At 67.3% G+C, this 19,486-nt stretch carries 15 protein-coding genes; 2 read left to right on the top strand and 13 right to left on the bottom strand.

What is annotated here, in order from left to right; all coding sequences use genetic code 11:
• Window positions 1-95: 95 nt before the first annotated feature.
• Window positions 96-557, top strand: a complete 462-nt coding sequence (locus tag EV651_RS08935) for a GtrA family protein (RefSeq protein ID WP_133783968.1) — start codon at window positions 96-98, stop codon at window positions 555-557.
• On the opposite strand, the gene EV651_RS08930 is transcribed toward EV651_RS08935, so the two are convergent.
• The 11 genes from EV651_RS08930 to EV651_RS08890 form a co-directional block, all read right to left on the bottom strand.
• A complete protein-coding gene (locus EV651_RS08930) occupies window positions 469-2,622 on the bottom strand; it encodes a glycosyltransferase (protein WP_238156753.1) in 2,154 nt (717 codons plus the stop codon). The genes EV651_RS08935 and EV651_RS08930 overlap by 89 nt on opposite strands.
• A gap of 17 nt (window positions 2,623-2,639) precedes the next feature.
• Complete coding sequence (locus tag EV651_RS08925; RefSeq protein WP_166658547.1) at window positions 2,640-3,539, bottom strand: NAD(P)-dependent oxidoreductase; 900 nt, start codon at window positions 3,537-3,539, stop codon at window positions 2,640-2,642.
• A 40-nt stretch (window positions 3,540-3,579) separates the two neighbouring features.
• Window positions 3,580-3,912: a hypothetical protein gene (locus EV651_RS08920; protein ID WP_133783964.1), complete on the bottom strand. Its 333-nt coding sequence runs from the start codon at window positions 3,910-3,912 to the stop codon at window positions 3,580-3,582.
• Window positions 3,913-3,926: 14 nt separating this feature from the next.
• Complete coding sequence (locus EV651_RS08915) at window positions 3,927-5,186, bottom strand: hypothetical protein (RefSeq protein WP_133783962.1); 1,260 nt, start codon at window positions 5,184-5,186, stop codon at window positions 3,927-3,929.
• Between the two features lie 328 nt (window positions 5,187-5,514).
• Entirely contained in the window at window positions 5,515-6,573 is a 1,059-nt protein-coding gene (locus EV651_RS41815) for an HD domain-containing protein (protein ID WP_202870227.1), read from the bottom strand.
• On the bottom strand, window positions 6,566-6,823 hold the full coding sequence (locus tag EV651_RS41275; RefSeq protein ID WP_166658546.1) for a hypothetical protein: 258 nt from the start codon (window positions 6,821-6,823) through the stop codon (window positions 6,566-6,568). The genes EV651_RS41815 and EV651_RS41275 overlap by 8 nt, the downstream gene beginning before the upstream one ends.
• Window positions 6,816-7,769, bottom strand: a complete 954-nt coding sequence (locus EV651_RS08905; RefSeq protein ID WP_166658545.1) for a hypothetical protein — start codon at window positions 7,767-7,769, stop codon at window positions 6,816-6,818. Before EV651_RS08905 ends, EV651_RS41275 begins: the two co-directional genes overlap by 8 nt.
• Before the next feature lie 466 nt (window positions 7,770-8,235).
• Entirely contained in the window at window positions 8,236-10,677 is a 2,442-nt protein-coding gene (locus EV651_RS08900; RefSeq protein WP_166658544.1) for an ATP-binding protein, read from the bottom strand.
• Window positions 10,678-10,955: 278 nt separating this feature from the next.
• Entirely contained in the window at window positions 10,956-11,438 is a 483-nt protein-coding gene (locus EV651_RS41270) for a hypothetical protein (protein WP_166658543.1), read from the bottom strand.
• Between the two features lie 32 nt (window positions 11,439-11,470).
• Window positions 11,471-12,778 carry a hypothetical protein gene (locus EV651_RS08895; RefSeq protein WP_133783955.1) on the bottom strand — a complete coding sequence of 436 codons (1,308 nt, stop codon included), beginning with the start codon at window positions 12,776-12,778 and terminating at the stop codon, window positions 11,471-11,473.
• Window positions 12,771-13,394, bottom strand: coding sequence for a hypothetical protein (locus EV651_RS08890; RefSeq protein WP_133783953.1), 624 nt, complete (start codon window positions 13,392-13,394; stop codon window positions 12,771-12,773). The genes EV651_RS08895 and EV651_RS08890 overlap by 8 nt, the downstream gene beginning before the upstream one ends.
• A gap of 268 nt (window positions 13,395-13,662) precedes the next feature.
• Between EV651_RS08890 and EV651_RS08885 the strand changes: the two genes are divergently transcribed.
• Entirely contained in the window at window positions 13,663-17,679 is a 4,017-nt protein-coding gene (locus EV651_RS08885) for a GH92 family glycosyl hydrolase (protein ID WP_133783950.1), read from the top strand.
• Between the two features lie 181 nt (window positions 17,680-17,860).
• On the opposite strand, the gene EV651_RS08880 is transcribed toward EV651_RS08885, so the two are convergent.
• Together EV651_RS08880 and EV651_RS08875 are read right to left on the bottom strand one after the other, a co-directional pair.
• Window positions 17,861-18,175 carry a hypothetical protein gene (locus tag EV651_RS08880; protein WP_133783948.1) on the bottom strand — a complete coding sequence of 105 codons (315 nt, stop codon included), beginning with the start codon at window positions 18,173-18,175 and terminating at the stop codon, window positions 17,861-17,863.
• Window positions 18,176-18,222: 47 nt separating this feature from the next.
• Window positions 18,223-19,416: a mannosyltransferase family protein gene (locus tag EV651_RS08875; RefSeq protein WP_238156752.1), complete on the bottom strand. Its 1,194-nt coding sequence runs from the start codon at window positions 19,414-19,416 to the stop codon at window positions 18,223-18,225.
• Window positions 19,417-19,486 lie beyond the last annotated feature (70 nt).

Raw genomic sequence — 19,486 nt, 5'->3', positions numbered from 1 at the left:
CAGTAACGTGATCAGAGCCACCTATTAGCTGGTAATCGGCTGAGAATTCCCGGCGTACTGCCGTCGACTGGTGCGCGGGTGCAGAATAGGCCGGGATGCGCGTACTCACCAAGGCCTATCTCTCCCGCAGCCGATTGTTGCTGTGGGCGAAGTACTCTGCGTCGTCCGTGATCGCCACCGTGGTCAGCCAGTTGGCGTTCGCTCTGTGCTACTGGTTCGGCACGGCGGCGATTGTCGCGAACCTGGTCGCCTGGATCTCCGGCGCGGTGCCGAACTACCTGCTGAACCGTCGGTGGACCTGGGGTCGCAGCGGGCAGAAGTTGCCGTACACAATCATCGTGGTCGCGTCGGCGGTCATAGCCGCGGTGGTCACGTCGGTCACTGATCACCTGGTCCAGCCGATCGAGTCCCACGCGTGGCAGACAGTGCTGGTGACCGGGTCGTACCTCGCGACGTACGCGGTGCTGTTCATTGTGAAGTTCGTGCTTTTCGACCGGCTGGTGTTCGCCAAGACTGCTTCCGACCCCGTCGAAGTACGTACTCCCGTAGCCACGTAGTCGTCATCACCCGCCCGTAGTTCGCGCCGTACACGATCCCCGGGCCCTTCTTGCTGCTCCCGTCGCCGCGGCGGCGCATCGTCATCGGCAGCTCGACCACGCGGGCGCCGAGCGCGAGCGCGCCCAGCAGCAGCTCCGACGACTGGTACTGCGGTTCACGCAACGTCACCGCTGTCGCGAGTTCAGCCCGCATCGCGCGGAACCCGAACGAGGTGTCGGTCAGCTTCTTGCGCGTCAGGATCGACGCGAGTACGGCGAACACCCGGACGCCGACCCAGCGCAGCCGGCTGTCCGCGTCCTCGGCCCCGAGGCGGCGCGACCCGGTGACGAAGTCGGCCCGGTCGAGCAGGATCGGCTCCAGGAGGGTCTCCAGCTCGTCGTTGTCGTACTGACCGTCCGCGTCCGTGGTGACGACGTACCGCGCTCCGCCCTGTGCTGCCAGGTGATACCCGAGCCGGAGCGCTGCGCCCTGACCACGGTTGCTCGGGGCAATACACACGTACGCCCCGTGTTCACGGGCGATGTCGGCGGTGTTGTCGGTCGCGCCGTCCACGACGACCAGGACGTCGACCTGGAGGCCGGCACAGGTACGCGGCATGTCGGTGAGCACCTGGCCGATGCCGCCGGCCTCGTTGTACGCGGCGATGACCACCACGACCGGGGCGAAGTTCGGCTTGTCCTTTATTGCTTGGGAATCCACGGCGTCTGGGAAGTCCGCCATCGCGGGTCGTGCCTGGTCCTTGCCGAGCAGTGCCCGGAGACCGATGGCGCCTGCGAGCGGGAAGAACACCAGTCCGGGCAGTTGGTAGCGCCAGGAGAACTCGAACGCAGCTGAGCCGAGCAGGAGGATCACACCGGCCGCTACAGGGAACAGCGTGGCCGACCGGAGCTCTTTAGCTCTTGCTACTGCAGCAAGAGCGATCAGCGCGCACAGCGCGAGCAGTGTGCCGGACGTGTAGCCGCCGTGGAGCTGGTAGGCGCGCAGAATGACCGCAGGTACGTGGGAGACGTGTGGCTCGGACCCTCCCCATTTCACTGCAGCCTCTGTGGTGTTGGGGTCCTTGAGGTTCGGGTAGGTCAGCTGGAACTGCCAGCGGTCCAGCGGTACGTCGTCCGGTGACGTGGTGCGTGTCGGCGCGAAACCTTTCGCGAAGTCCTTCAGCGCAGCCCACGTGACGTCCAGCGGCTGGTGCTTGATCACGAGGTGTGCGAATTCAGTCGCCAGTTGACGCTTCGTTGTACCGGGTGGAAGCGGGCCGGGCCAGTTCGGGTCGCCGTAGTGGTTGTGGGCGTAGTTGTCCACGCCGAGGCGTTGGCCGAGCGGTTCCTTCGGGCAGAACAGCCGCGTGCCCTCGTCGAGCGGGAGCTTGTCGCAGTTGGCGACCGTCGCGGTCCGCCCGTACAGGACCTGGTTCTCGGCGCCGGTGAACCCCCAGCGGCCCGTTTCCGCATGGTAGTAGCCGGCGTACGCGGCGAAGACGACACCGAATCCTGCGACGGCGGCAGCGGTACGGCGTACGCGCTGTTTGCCGACCACGATCAGGTAGAGGACCACTGCGATCAGCAGGACCATGCCGATCGCGCGCACCGTGAAGGCGGCGCCGACCAGTACGCCGACGACGGCCGTGCGCCGCCAGCCCGGCACACCCTTGCCGAGGAGGAGCCAGAGGATCGCCACCAGGATCACGTCGAACGTGGTCTCGGCCATGATGTTCTGCTCGATCTGCACCTGGTACGCGTCGAGCAGGATCGGTGCGGCGGCGAACGCGGCCAGCCAGCGGTAGACGGTGAGCCTGCGCGCCAGGGCGTAGATCGCGACACCGAGAAGCAGCCCGGCGAGGTGCTGCACGATCACGACGAAGGTCAGCCCGCCGATCGCCACCAGCGGGCCGAGCGCGAAGTCGTACCCGATCGGGTTGAGCTGATCAGGGCTCAGCTTGCCCATGTTGGTCAGGTACTGGACCGAGTCGGTGTAGATGATCGCGGGCCGGTACGCGACGGTCGCCAGAACCCGAAGTACCAGCCCTGCAGCTAGGAAGACGGTGAGCAGCCAGTGCTTCCTCACCGCTCCTTGAAGCTTGCTCACTGGTTCTTGAAGTACTGCCACGTCCGGGCCAGACCGTCTTCCAGCGAAACCGTCGGCTCGTAGCCGAGATCGTTGGCGATGTCCACGACCACGGCCGGCATCTCGCCCGCCGGCGCCTCGATGTGCTCGGCCGGCACCGGGCATCCCGTCACCGCACGCACCGCGTCGATCATCTCGAGCACCGACACCGACCGCCCGGACCCGATGATCGCGCGCCCGTCGTACTTGCTGTCGAGCGCGAGCAGTACGCCGTTCACCACGTCGTCGATGAAGACCAGATCCCGCCGCTGTTTCCCGTCGCCGTACACCCGCACGCCGCCACCGCTCAGCGCCGCCCGCATCATCCGCGGCACGAAGCTGTCCTTGTGCGACATCCCCGGCCCGTACACATTGGTGAACCGCAGCGCCGCGGTCGCCATCCCGTAACTACCCGAGTACGCCGACAGCAACATCTCACCCGCCGCCTTCGTCGCGCCGTACGGCGTCAACGGCCGCAGCGGAAGGTCGGCGGTGATAGTCGACGTACCGACATCCCCCACGACCGCATTGGTCGACGCCAACACGAACCGGTCCACGCCACTACCGCGACTCAACTCCAGCAGCACCTGCGTGATCGTCACGTTCTGCGCAAAGGTCTGCATCGGCGCATCCACCGACCGCAACACCGACGTCAACGCCGCGAGATGCACCACCGCGGTAGGCCGAGTCTCGAACGCCGCAACACACGTCTCCTGCTCCGCAAGATCCCCCGTCACCACATGCACCCCGCCATCCCACGACGAATCCGGCGACTCCCGATCCACCGCAGTAACCAACACCCCCCGCCCCCGCAAGGCCCCCACCAAAGCCCGCCCCACAAACCCCGACGCCCCCGTGACCAACACACGCTCGTCCATACCCCTCAACCTACCCGCGCCCCCACACTCCTCCCACCCCCTACAAACCACCCCCCGGAACCTCCTCCCCCGGATACAACTCCCCCCACAACCAAGCGAGGAACTCCTCGTCACTGCCCCACTCGTCGTACTCCGCCGCGGTGATGATGGCCTGCGGATGCAGACCTTCCCGATCGCCTCGCAGCACCCTCGCGAGCTCGCTCTTGAACGTCGCCATGTCGCCGTCGGCCGGATCGGCAAGCCTCGCGCGACTGACCAGATACTCGAAGTTGTCGTAGTGAACCTCGGGGCTGTAGTACTTCTCCAGATACCTCAGGAGCGTCCCGAACGGCACAGACTTGTCATCGAGCCAATACCTCTCGATCAGCGGCATTCCCGTTCACCTTCCTAGTTATCGAGTACCGGCGGCTCAACGAACAAGGTGTTGATTTCGTAACCGCTGCCGTTGGGCTTGAACCGAATAATTGCGTTGCCACCCGCGAACGACTCGATGCGCGTCGCTCGTGGCTCAGGCATACCAGTGACGTCCTCGCCCTGTGCGCGCGCCTGGAGCCATTCCTTGCGCGCTTGCATCGCCTCCGGTCCACCTTCCAGTCGATAGCCAGAGCAGTATTTGTGGCCATCGGGTCCGAGGAGGGCAGCGATCGGCACCTTCACCGGATCCGGAGGATCTATCGTCGGCCCGAGCGGCGTGGCCAAGGCTGCCTGGACTTCTGGCAACTTCACAGCAGCCGCGAAGGCTGCGGCAAAGGCCCCAGCATCGTGGATGCGTGTCGCCTCCCAACTGCATCGGTGCTTCTTGGTCGGATTGAGTCCGTCGATTCCTGCCTCGCGCTTGACGATATCCGTCTGGGCGGGGTCCTGGAGGCGAGCGACTCGGTCGGCGTAGAGCTGGTCGTCGCCCATGGGACCGTGCCGAATGTGGGCATGGCCGGAGCCTTGGTCGATGGCGGTGAAGATGCGTTGAACGGCGGGCGATGCATCGGCCACCGGTTCGAGCCAGGGCCTGGTAGGCGATTTCTCAGCGATATATTCGGCGGCACCTTGATATTCGAGGATGCGCCGAACCTCCGGGTTCAACGACTCGATGGCGTGAGGGCTGAGGGATTTCGCGGATTCGGGGAGCCGGCCGGGTGGGAGACCGGCTTCGGCGGTGTCCCAGCGCTCGTCGTGCTCGGCGATTCGATCCGCGAGTTCACTTTCGAATGTGGCTTCGTGGGCAAGCTCGGGTTCGTCGGTGCTCTCTACCTCGCCGAGATGGTCGCCTTGATTGGCGTCCGATGCCGTGTCGCCCAGCTCACTGGATGTCGTCGCGGCCGCGCCTGCTTGCGTGCTGTCACTCTCGGTAGCAGCCTCGACCTCGTCCTCGGCCGCATCGTCCTCGGCTGCATCGTCCACAGCCGGCCGTTCGCCTGCGGGCTCGCCCGTTTCGTCCGCCGTCTGCTCGGCGGTCTGGTCGGTGGGCTCGGTCGCCGCGCTGTCCGTAGGTTGGTTCTCTGCTGGTTCAGCCTGCTCATCTGGATGGCTGACCGGCTGTGGCTCCGGTGCCTTCTCGGGATCGGCGGGTTGAGGTCTGGAGGTGATCTCGGGTTCGGGTAGGGGGTTGCTGAGGTATTGGAGGCGGGACAGGGTGTCGTCGTGGTGCATGTGGGCGCGGAGTTCGGGAGGGTACGACGCGAACGGGTCGGGTTGAGCGTCGGTTGGCGGTGACTCGACGGCTCGGTCTGGCGAGGGACGGTCGGTCTCGTGGCGCTCCTCGTGCTGGTCGGGCGCTCTGTGGCGGTCGGGCTCGCTGTGCTCGTCGGCGGGGCTGGGGGGCGGCGGGCGGTCGTGCGGTTCGGTGTTGGGCTTGGGTGGGGCGGGTTGATCTGTGTGGTGATCGGGAGTGGGATCGAGGTCGTCTTGAGGCGCGGAGTTGTCGTGGTGTGGGGTGGTGGGCTGGTCGGGGATGGAGTTGTCGGCGCGGTGGCGGCGGCTATCCATGGTTGCCGGTGGCCTCGTCGAGGACTCGTACGGCGTGGGCGTACTTCTGGCGCAACCGCTCTTGGGTCGCTGCATCTAGTTGGCTCTGGCGGGACGGGCTGCTGTTGTGTTCGATGTCGGCTCGTTTGACGAGGACGGCATCGGGGGTTCGGGGGAGTCGCGTCAGATATGCGTCGTGGGATTCGCCGGGCCGACGGGTGAGGGCGTCGACCATGTCCACGACAGGATCGGGGACGCCGAGGTCGCGGAGTTGGGCAAGTGTGCAGACGGTGTCTTCCACGGTGTCGTGAAGGAGCGCCGCCATCTGCTGGTCCGTACGGGCGCCGTTCGCCCGCGCAATCGCCGCAGCGCCACGGACATGGTCGACGTACGGCTGCCCGCTCTTGTCGACCTGCTCCCGGTGAAGGGCCGCCGCGAGTTTGTCGGCAGTCTCGATGCTGTCGACCGGACCCGCCAGGTACGAGTACGCGTCCGCCCAATGCGTGAACAGCCCATCCAGCCGCTCATCCACAGACGCCAACGGAACGAATCGCTCGACGGTCTCCGCATAGTACGAGCGCTGCGTCGCGACCCGCGGATGCGTATGCAGGCGCTGCACATTGCTGTACCGATCCGACAGCTTCAACAGCAACACCTCCCGAGGCGCCCGCGCGAGCGTCGCCAGGTACGCCGTCCGCACCTCGTCCTTCGACTCCCCCGCCCGGACCTCCGGAATCGTGACCGCCTCCACCAACCCCGCCGTACGCTCCCCGAACCGCGCCACCAGATCGGCTCCCGTGCCCGCCGTGTCTTCCACAACGTCGTGCAGCAGCCCCGCCCTCAACAAGTCGATGTCCTTGACGTCCAGATGAAACGCAAGGATCTGCAACACCTGCAGGAGGTGCTGCCAGTAGGGCTCACCCGCCGGTCGGGTCTGACCCTCGTGCCAACCCGTCGCGGCGTCGAACGCTGCGGCCAATTCGCCAACGATCTGATCGGAGAGGAGCGCTCGCAAGTCGTTCTCCGCAGCGCTCCAGTCGTCCCAACCAGGGAAGATGCGCAGGTCAACCACGGAGCACACGCTCTCGGTATTCGTCCCACCCGGGAAGATCGAACGGAACTGGCTCATCGGCCGTGACCTCGTGGAACTCGAACTGGCCTGCCTGCCCGCGCTCCCGCAGCGCCGACCCGGCCTCTTTGATGACCTCGCGCGCGACCGCGTCATCGGCGTAGCGGCGCGCATCCACGACGAACGCCGCCTTGAGGTCACCATCGACCACCGCATACCCGATGCCGACCCACAGGTTGTCCGCGTCAGTCATGCCATCTGCTCCTTGTCTCGTCCTGGTCCAGGGCCGCTGCCTCGGCCTGCATCCGACGGATCTTGTCCTGTTCCGCGGCCGTCGGGCGGATGTACGGCTTGTAGACGGTGTTGTGTTCGAGATCGGACGCGATCGAGGCACGCCACGTGCACAGCTGCAACTCGAACGTGTACGGCGTTCTGTTGACCTCTACCGCGATGATCAAGGGAATGACGCGGTACGACGGATTGTGCGGCTTCGGTCCGGCGTACATGTTCTCCAACTCGAGGATCCGGCCGCCCTCGCCGGATCCGAACCGCTCCTCGATGGTGGCCAGCAGCCGCTCGAGCCGGTCGGTGTCGCCGACCGTTATCCGGGCTCCGACCGCGTCGATCACGTCACCGATCTGGTAGTCGGGGCGGGTGGGCCGATCTTCGGAGCCAGCCGACATCCGCTCGACCTTGTCCAGTAGTCCGTCGGCATCCTTGGCTCGGATGCTCCCGCGGCCTTCGGCCTCGACCGCGAGCTGACGAACTTCGCGCCGCACCTGCGGTACGACGTCGTCGACCAGTCGACGACCGTAGTCCTGAACGAGCAGCCGATCGTCCGTCGACGGATTCGCCCCGACCGTTCGCGCGGCGTCGGCACTCTTGCAATGGGCAACGTACGCCGACTTGCGCGACTGACCGTCCTCTTGATGGTTCACCTCACGGCGAACCGGCTCGAACAGAGGACCGCGTCCCGGACGCTCAGCGGTGAAGTCGTCCAGTCCGCGATCCGCCAGTAGCCGCTCGTCGGCGAGCTCCCGGATGGTCGCCAAGGCCTTTGGCCGACGGTCTGGGTTGTTGAGGCTGGCCACCACGTCCAGGGGGTGTTCCTTGTCGGTGACCAGCCGTTCGACGACGCCTGAAACATCCGCATGACGATCGCTCAGCGCATTGCGTATCTCGCGGATCGTCTCCGCCATGTTCGGTCTGCGGTCGTCGGAAGGTCCCGGCGATTCCTTCACTTCCGGGACATCGTCCGAGGCGTGGTTCTTGGACCGGCCGTCAGGTTGGTCGCTGGCTTCGGCCACTCGCTGCGGGGAGGGAGCGCCCGAGGTTCCTGACGCGATTCGGGTGTCGGCGGGGCGGGAGGTTTCTGGCGTGTCGGGTTCATGGCCGGGCTTGCTGAGGTACTGCAAGCGGGCCAATGTGTCGTCGTGGGCCATGTGGGCTCGGAGCTCATCGGCTGTTCGCCTTGTTGGTGGTGAGGTCGGCTCGGTGGGTTGATCCGGTGCAGGGGATGTATCGCGACTCGCTCGTTGGTCCGGCTCAGGACTCGAACGGGGCGGCTCGCGTCGCGCGGTGGGGTCCTCGGTCGGTGCGGGACGTGACGGGTCGGCTGGCTGATGACCCCTCGGCTGGTCGGGGTCCGACGGGACGCGGCGGAGTTCACTCATGTGGGGCGGTGGTGTGGAAGGGGGTGTCTGCGGTGGTGGCCAGGTCAAAGATGTAGTGGTGCCACGCGTCGGGGATGTGAAGGCGGGCGGCGGCAGCGATGAGGCGGGACGTGGGATCTGACGCGCCGGAGAGTTGGTCGATCGCGGTGGCCAGCTGGCCGTCGCCCCAGAGGAGCTCGGCGGCGGGCAGTCGGCTGCCGGGGCGAACGGCGTACCTCAACAACTGCTCGTCGATGGTGGCGCCGTCCAGATCCAGACCGCGGTCGCGCCAGGCGGAGGTCATCGGATGCGGCCGGTCTCGACGGCCCTGCCAGTGGTGCAGGACCTGCGGTACGTCGGTGAAACGGTAGCGGCCGGCCTGCCATTGGGTCTCCGCGGCGACTGGACATGCCGGAGCGCCCCCGGACAGTGCGCGCGTGACTGTGTCCGCCAGGTGCTCTGCCAACGTGGCCGGCGCGTAGTCCGCGCGAATCAGATGCGATCGAGCGGTGACCGCCCGGGTGACCGCTTCGGCGACGACACATTCCCGGAGGCGATCGGACATGTTGTCCGGAAGCGGCGGGCCAGCCAGCAGCACCGGCCTGGGTAGACCTGCGACGTGGGCGACTGTGAGGAGCTCGACCCACACGGTCAGGTGCGGAGAGTCGGCAAGTAGCGCGGTTGCGTCGCCGATTACGCGGATGCTGCAGGGAGCGTCTCGGCAGACGGCCCCACAGGCAGCGCTCCGACAGGCCGTGGTGGCAACGGTCGGTGGTAAAGCCAAGCGTCTTTCGCGGGGTTCGCCGTGGGGGATTCGGAGGAGGATGGGGCGGTCCATGCCGTCGGCGAAGGTGGCAGCTTGGCCGGGTTGGAGGGAGACCACGGCTCGGGATTGGGGGGTGTCGAGGTTCATGGTGGCGCCGGCGGTTTCGCGGTCGTCGGCGGCGGGGAGGCGGTGCAGGATCTTGAGGGCGGAGTTCTTGACGACGTCCGGAATTACCTTGCTGGGGATCTGCTCGGCGACCACGATGCCTTCGCCGTACGCGCGGATCTCGGCGAGTAGGCCGGCGAACATCTCGACCGCGTGACCGGCCGTTCCGCCGGAGTCGCCGGTGCTTGCCTTGAGCAACCGGTGGGCCTCTTCGACAACCGTGACGTGGCGCAGGCCGGAGGCCGGTCCGCGGCGGACGCGGAGATGTTCGATCAGGCGGATCAGGACGACGCCCATGCAGAACGCCTTGTCCTGGTCGTCGCCGACGTCCTCGAGTTCGAGTACGACGTTCCGGCTGAGCAGGTCCGCGACGTCGAGCGGGTGGCCGCCGCCGAGGAACCGGCCTGGCGTCCCGAGCAGCAACGAGGTGAGGCGGACGTCGACGAAGCCGCGGACATCGGCGGCGAGTTCGGCGCCGTACCCGATGTCGTCGACCACCTGGCGTGCGGTGAGCTGCAGGTCCGCGAGCGTCGGGTACTGCGGGCCGCCGCGGCTCAGTGCGAGGTCCCAGCCGTACGACGTGTAGCACCGGGTCAGCGCCTGACTGAGGACCTGTGGAAAAGGCTCGTTCGCCTCGAAGGCGGCCAGGAACAGCGCGCGGACCAGGTCCAGGTGCGTCTGCAGCGGGAACCCGGCCTCCGGTTCCAGCGGATTCAGGCTCAGCGGTACGGCGTCCGGATCGCCGAGGCGGACGACCGCGACACTCGAGTCCGAACCCAGCCGTCCGGCCATCCCGGCGTACTCCGCCTTCGCGGGCTCGATCACCAGCCACGGTACGGCGGCTGCCGTCAGGCCCTCGAGCAGGTAGCGGATCGTTTGCGACTTGCCCGAACCGGTGGCGCCGGCAACGAACGCGTGCCGGTTCAGCGTGTCCCGCGAAACCGTCATTGTCCCGACCGCGTGCCCCGACGCGTCGATGACGTCGCCCAGCGGGATCCCGTCCGTCGGCGTCTCGGGCGTCAGGTCGAAACGCACCTGTTCGACCACGCGAACACCGGCGATCTCCCTCACCGGCGGCCGCGCGACCGCCGCCAGCAACTCCCCAGTCGCCTCGAAAGCGCGACTCTCAGCCTGAACCGTCAAGGCGTACGGCGTAGCGTGCAAATCGGCCGCGCCGGCGAAGGTCTGCGCCACCACCAGAGCACCAGCTTCATCCACACCACCAGCGAGAATCTCCACCGACCACAAGCCGCCCTGCGCCGCGGAGAAGTCCCGATAGCGAGCGCGACTCCGCTCGAGCTCGAGCGCGTCCCGCCCCGAGATCTTCTCCCGGTCCAGCCCGATCGTCATCCGCAGGTGAAGATCGTCCAGCAACTCGCCGCGCTCCTGCACACCAAGAGGCGACGCCCGCACCAGCCAAGCGAAGGCCGGCAACGCCTCCGCAAGATCCTCCAGCGTCCCCGCAGGCTCGACCTCGGCCTCGGGAAGCGCAGTCAGTACGTCGTGGACGCCGTCCACACCCACCCAGCAAGGGAAATCGACTGCGTCCGCAGCGACTGCCCGCGCACCCACCGGATAGGAAATCGCGCCGTCCACAGGCTCGATACCGACCCGAACCTCGATAGGCCCACCGGCCACCGCGCGAGTCCAGCAACAACTGAAGGAACGCCCCGCCGACGCTTGCAGCATCAAGGCCGGCAACAACCCGCGCCGAAGTGCCGTCAGCCGTTGTGCCAGGTCCGTGTCCGGCCCCCCGGCCAACGGCACCGAGGTGATGCCCCATCGCGGTACACCGGGCGCAATCACGAAGCACCCAAGCGCGGATCGCAGTCGCCCAGCCGCGGACTCGCCGGATCGAGCGGATCCACCATCACAAAGGCGGTCGGCGACAACCCCTGCAACACGGTCGGCTCCACGGAGTACTCGTACGTGCGCTGATACCCGACCGACGTACTCTCCGTGGTCCCGCTCGACGCCGAGCTCGAGGTGGACTCCGACCACGACGTACCGCCAGTGATCGATGATGAGGACTGCTCGCCCGAGGTCTTGGACCCGGACCGATGCCGCCTGCTGAACAGGAGCCCGAACGTCGCCTGCCGGCTGTCCGACGTCTGTACGCCGACCGAATCGCTCGTCGACGAACTGTTGCCGCGCGTCGTGCTGTCCGACGTCGACGTGGACGTGTTCGTCCCGTGTGAATAGGTGAACTGGCTCGCCACCAACCGGTGCTGCCGCCCGATGAACGTGGCGGCCTGCTCGGCCTCCTTCGCGTTCCCGAGGCGCATGAACAGTACGGCGTCCCCGCCGCCGAGGAGCTCTACCGCGCTGTCCCGCAGATGCGCGAACAGCAGCAGAGACGGATCCCGTTGCGCCGGCAGATGCTGTCGAACCGCTCGAGCTCCGGCCGCGCCACCGCATCAGCTCCGGCGATCACCATGATCCGCTCGCCGCGCCCCGACAGCTGGCCGCGCTGGATCCTGACCATCGTGATCTGGAACAGCAGATGCCTGAGCAACGAGGCGGTCAATTCCGGCTCGCGATGCGACAGCTCGAACACCCGCAGCGAGACGTCGTCGTCCTCCCACCCGTCCATCGGCGCATCACCCGTGACCGCCGCCAGCCGCTGCACGCCCGCAGCCAGCCGGAACAGCCGGGCTTCCGCCGTACGCCGGGCAGCCTCGCTCAAGAGGTCGGACAGCCTCGTGTACTCAGCTCGCGTCAACGAAGCCCGCTGATCCGGCGTCAGCTGCCGCAACACCACCTGGAACGCCAGGTGCAGTCTCGTGAAGGTGACCGGGGCGTCCGTCAGGCACTCGACGACCTGCTGCACCAGGGTCGCGTCGACACCCCGCGACTCGGTCTGCTCGGGCTCGGCCGCGCGCAAACCTTCTGCGACCACGACACCGATCTCATCATCGCTCAAGCCGGCGAGAGGGTTCAGCGAGCGCGCTTCGTCCGGTACGACGGCCGACCGGATCGGTGCACCGTGGTCCGAGGCCATGCGGTGCAGCGGCTCGATCACAGAGTCCTGCGTGAGGTCGAGAACCACGAGACGCCCGCCGGCGCTCATCAGCGAGCTCCCCATCGCGAGCAACGCAGCACGCCAGCCCGCGGCGGTCCCGCCGTACAGGTCGACGCGCTCCTTCGTCACCGGGCCGACCGGCACCCACGGGCGTACGGCGCTGACCTGGAGGGACTTGGCCTGCTCCCGGTCGCTCAGGTCCTGTTGCCAGGCCTGTACGTCGCGCTCGAACCGCGCCATCGTGCTGACGCAGTGGGCCAACCACAGCTGATGCTCCTTGGCGGTAGCCCGTCGGAGCAGCTCCGGCCGTCCCCAGCACAGCCAGCCGAGACCGATCGCCACGACGACAGGCACCAGGGCGATCAACGGGTCCACAACGACACCGACCACACCGGTGGCTGCGACGGCCGCGACCATCGTCCAGATCAGGACAGGGCGCATCCGTACGGCGGCAGCTCGTTTGGTCTCGAGCGTCGCGAGCTCCGTCGGCGGCGGTACGGCGGGAACGGGCGGGTCTGACTGCTCGACGACCACGATCTCGCGTCCGCGGTACTCCCAGCCCCACTGCTCGGCCTCACGAGTCGCGACCATCGGCTCAGCCATGCGCCGCACCGTTCAGCCGGTCCAGGACCACGCCACGCGCCAGATCCGCAAGGATCGCCTCGGCGTCCTGGACCGTTTCCGCTGCACGGTTGACCGTCGTGTCCCGTTCCGCATCGTCAGCTGTGATGAATCGCCGACGACATCCCGCACAGTGCGTCGCCGACAGGTCGGACCACGCTCCGCAGGACGAGCACCGTCGTGCCTGGAGCATGCGCTCGGCTGTGGATAACCGTCGACGTTCCAGCAGTGCACGCTGCCACCGCGCCTGCGCCTGTGGCAGGTACTCGACCAGTTGACGGTCCGTGAAGCTCTTCCCGCCGCCCGCCAGCACCGCCGAGGTCAGCCTCGCAGCCGCGTCCCGGTGAACCCCGGTCGCCTTCCCAATCGGGCCCACGGTCACCAGCAGCGGGAACCAGCCGAGCGTCTGCAGTCGCAGAGCGGCGTCGCCACGGTTCCAGCGCAGGGACATCGTCGACGTGTCGTCCGGATCCGCGGTCCAGCCGGCCGGGCGCAGCGCCACCTCGAACAGGGCTCGCTGCGGGGCGTCCAGCGCGGCATGGGGCAGGAGCAGATGAGTGTGCTGCCGACGGACCAGCCCGGCACGTTCGACCGCCACTACGTCCTCCCGAGACCGTGCGGCCTCCCCAGCGGACCGCGCAAGGTAACTGTAGTTGCCGCCTGTGCCTGTCGCAGCCCGATCGCGTTGCCACTTGTGGAAAACTCCGGCCCGAGGCGGACCGAACGCGACGAAGTCTTGACCGCGCGTGATCGGCGGGAGACGATTCCGGCCGGGCGCGGGCTGACAACCTTGTCATCGGGGCCGCGTACCTACACCGGTGGACGGGGGCGTCCCGTCGCGCCGGCCGGATGTGCAAGGAGCGTCGATGAATCTCCGCCGCCCACTGGGGCTCGTCACGTCTCTCACGCTGGTTGTGACACTGTCTGTTGCCATGACGCCAGCGCATGCCGCGTCATCTGCTGCCTCGGAGCAGCCGGTGATCAGCGGTTCGTCGTACTTCACCTCGTTCGAGCCAGGCCAGCCGCAGCCGGGGTACACCGACGCTGTCGAGACCGGCCCGGACGGGAAGCCACGCACCGACGGGGTGCGCGGACCGACGCCGACCGGGATCGGCGGCAGCGAGATGGACAAGGTCACCAAGGTGACCGCGAACGGCGAGAACACCGGTGGCGGCGAGATCGCCACGAACGCCGCCGACGGTGACAAGTTCACCAAGTGGCTGGTGTTCCAGCCGACCGGCTGGCTGGTCTACCAGACCTCGGCCCCGGTGGTGATCAAGAAGTACGCGCTGACCTCGGCGAACGACGCCGACGGCCGCGACCCGCAGAACTGGACCGTCTCGGGTTCGAACGACGGCACCACGTGGACCACGCTGGACACCCAGACCGGTCAGAGCTTCGAGAACCGGTTCCAGACCAAGGAGTACAGCTTCGCCAACGACACGGCGTACACGTTCTTCAAGCTGGACATCACACTGAACCACGGCGAGAACATCGTCCAGCTCGCCGACTGGTACCTGTCGAACGGCGCCCCGCTGCCGCCACCCGGCCCGGTCGCCGAGTCGCGGCTCGACTCCGGCCCGACCAGCGCCTACAACGCCCGCGCCCGCGTCGGCTTCACCGGCGTCAAGTCCTTCCGGTACGCCGGGCACCAGGACGCCGAGGGCCGTGGATACACGTGGAACAAGGTGTCCGACGTCGACCTGAAGGTGGGTAAGGACACCCGCCTCTCGTACAAGATCTTCCCCGAGCACGTCGAGGGCGACCTCAGTTACCCGAGCACGTACGCCGCGCTCGACCTGGCGTTCTCCGACGGCACCTACCTGAGCGACCTGAAGGCCAAGGACCACCACGGCTTCGAGCTCAGCCCACGCGGCCAGGGCGACTCCAAGGCGCTCTACACGAACCAGTGGAACAACGTCGAGGCCGATCTCGGCAAGGTCGCCGCCGGCAAGACCATCACCCGGATCCTGGTCGGGTACGACAAGCCGTCCGGACCGGCCGAGTTCCGCGGCTGGATCGACGACGTCCGCATCGCCGCGGCGATCAACCCGGACCGCGCGGCGCAGAAGACCGCGGCCAAGCACCCGTCGGACCTCGCGCTGACCACCCGCGGCACGAACGCGACCGGCGGTTTCTCGCGGGGCAACAACTTCCCGGCAACCGCCGTACCGCACGGCTTCAACTTCTGGACGCCGGTGACGAACGCCGGGTCCACGTCCTGGCTGTACGACTACGCCAAGGGCAACAACGAGGCGAACAAGCCGACCATGCAGGCGTTGTCGATCAGCCACGAGCCGAGCCCGTGGATGGGTGACCGGCAGACCTTCCAGGTGATGCCGTCGACCGCCGCTACGCCCACCGCGGATCGCAAGGCCCGCGCCTGGTCGTTCAGCCACGACAACGAGATCGCCCGTCCGTACTACTACGGCGTCACGTTCGACAACGGCAACGCGGCCGAGATCGCGCCGACCGACCACGCCGCGATGCTCCGGTTCAGCTTCCCGGCCGGCAAGGCGTCGCTGATCTTCGACAACGTCAACAACAGCGGCGGCCTCACCCTCGACCCGGCAACCGGCGTGGTCACGGGGTACTCCGACATCAAGAGCGGATTGTCCACCGGCGCCGGCCGGTTGTTCGTGTACGGCGTCGTGGACCAAAAAGTTGTTGCTTCGGGCAAACTGTCGGACGGCGGCGGGGCGAACGTCGGTGGATACTTCGGCTTCGATCCCAAGGTCACCCAGGTGCACCTGCGGATCGCGACCTCGCTGATCAGCACCGCTCAGGCTGAGAAGAACCTCGGGCTCGAGCTCCCGGACGGCTCGAAGTTCAGCAAGGTCAAGGACGCCGCACAGCAGCTGTGGGACAAGAAGCTCAGCACGATCGAGGTTGAGGGCGCGACGGCCGACCAGCTGACCACCCTGTACTCCAACCTCTACCGGCTGTTCCTCTACCCGAACAACGGCTCCGAGAACACTGGAACCAAGGACAAGCCGGTCATCACCTACGCGTCGCCGACCTCCCCGAAGGTGGGCACCGACACCCCGACCACGACCGGTTCGAAGATCGTGGCCGGGCAGACGTACGTGAACAACGGATTCTGGGACACGTACCGCACGGTGTGGCCGGCGTACTCGCTGTTCGCCCAGGACGAGGCGGCCGATCTGGTCAACGGATTCGTGCAGCAGTACAAGGACGGCGGCTGGATCTCCCGCTGGTCCTCCCCCGGCTACGCGAACCTGATGGTCGGTACGTCGTCCGACGTCGCCTTCGCGGACGCGTACCTCAAGGGCATCAAGGGGATCGACGTCCAGGCGATGTACGACGCGGCGGTCAAGAACGCGTCCGTCGTACCGCCGTCGCAGAACGTCGGCCGCAAGGGCATGGACCTGTCCACGTTCAACGGCTATACGGCCAACACCACCGGTGAGGGCTTCAGCTGGTCGATGGACGGCTACATCAACGACTTCGGCATCGCGAACCTGTCGAAGGCGTTGTACGACAAGGCGAAGAAGAACGACCCGCGCAAGCAGGAGTACCTGGACAACTACAAGTACTTCCTGAACCGGGCCCGCAACTACGTCACGCTCTACGACCCGACGGTCGGCTTCTTCCAGGGCAAGGGCCCGGACGGTGTCTGGGGCAACTCCCCGAGCACCTTCGACCCGCGGGACTGGGGTCACGACTACACCGAGACGAACGCGTGGAACATGGCGTTCTCCACTCCGCAGGACGGAGCCGGCCTGGCCGCGATCTACGGCGGCAGGGACGGTCTGGCGAAGAAGCTCGACGAGTTCTTCAGTACGCCGGAAGACGCGCTGCACACCGGCGGGTACGGCGGCACGATCCACGAGATGCTCGAGGCGCGTGACGTCCGGATGGGGCAGTACGGCCACAGCAACCAGCCGTCGCACCACATCACCTACATGTACGACGTGGCGGGGCAGCCGTGGAAGACGCAGGCTCTCGTGCGTGAGGCGTTGTCGCGGTTGTACACCGGCTCGGAGATCGGACAGGGGTACCCGGGTGACGAGGACAACGGCGAGATGTCGTCGTGGTACCTGTTCAGCTCTCTCGGCTTCTACCCGCTCCAGGTCGGTTCACCGTCGTACGCGATCGGCTCGCCGCTGTTCACCAAGGCGACGGTCCGACTGGCCGGCGGCAAGAAGCTGGTGATCAGCGCACCGCAGAACTCGACGAAGAACATCTACGTGAAGAGCGTTCGCGTCAACGGCAAGAACTGGACTTCGACAGCGTTGCCGCACGACCTGATCGCAGGAGGCGGCAAGATCGAGTTCGAGATGACCGACCAGCCGACCAAGTGGGGCACCGGCCGCAACGACGCCCCGCCGTCGATCACCAAGCCCGGAGAGGACCCGATGACCTGGCGGGACTCGACCTCCGACACCGGCGCGGTGATCGGTGCGGGTGGCGCGGATGTCTCCGCTCTGATCGACAACGACTCGACGACACAGGTCACGCTGACCGGCGCCCAGCCGACGGTCACGGTCGCCCTGCCACAGGGGCGTCCGGTCGGCATGTACACGCTGACAAGCGGTGCGACTGGCACAGCTCCGTCGGCGTGGACACTGGAGGGCTCGAACGACGGTACGACGTGGACGACAGTGGACCGCCGTACCGGGCAGAGCTGGGCGTGGACGTCGTACACCAGGTCCTTCAGCATCAGCTCGCCCAAGGCGTACATGCAGTACCGGCTGGTGCTCACGCCGGCGGCCGGGGCCGACGGCGTCACACTGTCCGAGATCGAGCTGCTCGGCACGCTGAAGGGCGTCGAGACCGGCACCCACCCGAGCGACAAGCGCGTGGCCGAGACGAAGCCGACCCCGACCCCGTCCCAGTCGATCGACCGCAACTACGGCTAGGACCTGAGCATGACGCGAGGGCGACGGCACCGGCCGTCGCCCTCGTGTGGTCCAGCCGGCGGAGCCTGCCCCTGAGAGGTTCCGCCGGCAGTACTTACCGCAAGTAAGGAGGGGTGGCGGTCCCCGCCCGGACTGCCACCCCTTCACTCCTATCGACGCTCGAACCCTCCCGAGGGTTGCCTCACCCCAGAACTGTCCACATGCCGGACAACGACAGGAACCAGACCAGGTTCACGACGAGCACTCCGGCTGTCGCTGCGACCGCGAACACCCACCCCAGACCGGCCCGCAGAGCCAGCACGGGCAGCGCCAGCGTCGTCGCCACACCCCCGAGCTGTACGGCGAACAGCGCGCCACCGCTCTCCACGGCGCAACTCACCCCGGTCGGCGGGCACAGCGGCGCACCGAACTGACGCATCAGCGCGTACGCGACACCTGCCATCACGCCGACGAAGACCGCCTGCAGGGCGACCCTGCCGATCGTCCGGGCTTCCATGGGACCACGGTAGGTACGGGACGGGGCCAGCGCCTGAGCAGAACTACTCAGCCCGACCAGCGGCCGGTGAAGAAGGCGGCGGCCCAGATGGCGGCCAGGGGTATCGCGACGGCCAGGTAGAGGCGGCCGATCCACGGTCTGCGTCTGGCGAGGACCGCGAGGCCGATCCACAGCGGCCACATCAGCAGGGTGGCCCGGGTGAGTGAGTAGATCCAGAACGACGTACAGAACGCACCGATCGTGGCGGCGACCCAGGCTGCCTCGCCCCAGGATCGGCGCCAGAACAGCCAGGCGAGCAGGATCAGCCCGACGAACAGCGTGACCAGCTCGGCCCGGAACATCCAGGTCCAGTCGCTGCGGTCGGCCGGGAAGTGGCCCTTGCTCGCGGCCTCGAAAGTGTGCACCAGCGAGATCCACGGCCAGGTGAACTCCCGCGCCCAGCCCTTCTCCTGCGCATCCTGCCAGGCGAACCAGGAGCCGTGAATCTGCTTCAGGTACGCCATGAAACCCAGCACCGGTACGGCGGGCAGCGCCAGCCACGGCAGCGACAACCAGTCACGCTTCTTCGAGGTGACGAACTCGACGAGCAGCGCGAAGATCAGGAAGATCCCGGACACCCGCACCGTGGACGCCAGCGCGACGAGAACGGCGGCGCGGGCCCAGCGTCCCTGCCGCGCGGCCAGCCAGGCGGGGAACGCGAAGGCGCAGAACAGCGCCTCGGTGTACCCGGCCGCGAGGAACACTCCGACCGGGGCGCCGTACCAGATCATGGCGGCGTTCGGGCCGATGCCCTTCAGCTCCGGGAACTCGTACTGCGCCAGCCGCGCGAGGTACACGCCCGCCACGGCGCTGGCGACTGCCGACACCACGATGCCGGCGGCAACGTAGCCGATGCCGGTGTAGCTGACCAACCGGACCAGCAACGGGAAGCCCGGGAAGAAGGCAGCCAGCGGCGCACCGGAGGGTTCACCGTGGTTGTAGCCGAACTCGGCGACCGCCTTCAGGTGCCAGACGTCCCACTGCAACCAGGCCTTCCACACGTTCGGGTAGTCGCTGCCCCGGTTGAACAGGAGCGGCGCGGAGACCGACACCACGAACAGAGCCACCCGGGTGACCAGCCACCACCCGAGCACCTCGCGCGCCAGCGGAGTCGGCATCCACCGCTGCCAGCCAACCCCGTCGACCCGGGCTCGCCGAGCCCGCCCCGGCTTGGGCTCGCCGGCAACCGAGCGCTCAAACACGCCCCCACCGCCGGCCACCGCAGTCCACCCGAGTCACGCCCCCATCGTCCCTCATCCAGGTTCCAGCGCG

This window comes from Kribbella sp. VKM Ac-2571 (assembly GCF_004362255.1).
Classification (GTDB): Bacteria; Actinomycetota; Actinomycetes; order Propionibacteriales; family Kribbellaceae; genus Kribbella; species Kribbella pratensis.
The sequence above is the reverse complement of the archived record's forward strand: the minus strand, read 5'-3'. Positions and strand labels throughout refer to the sequence as shown.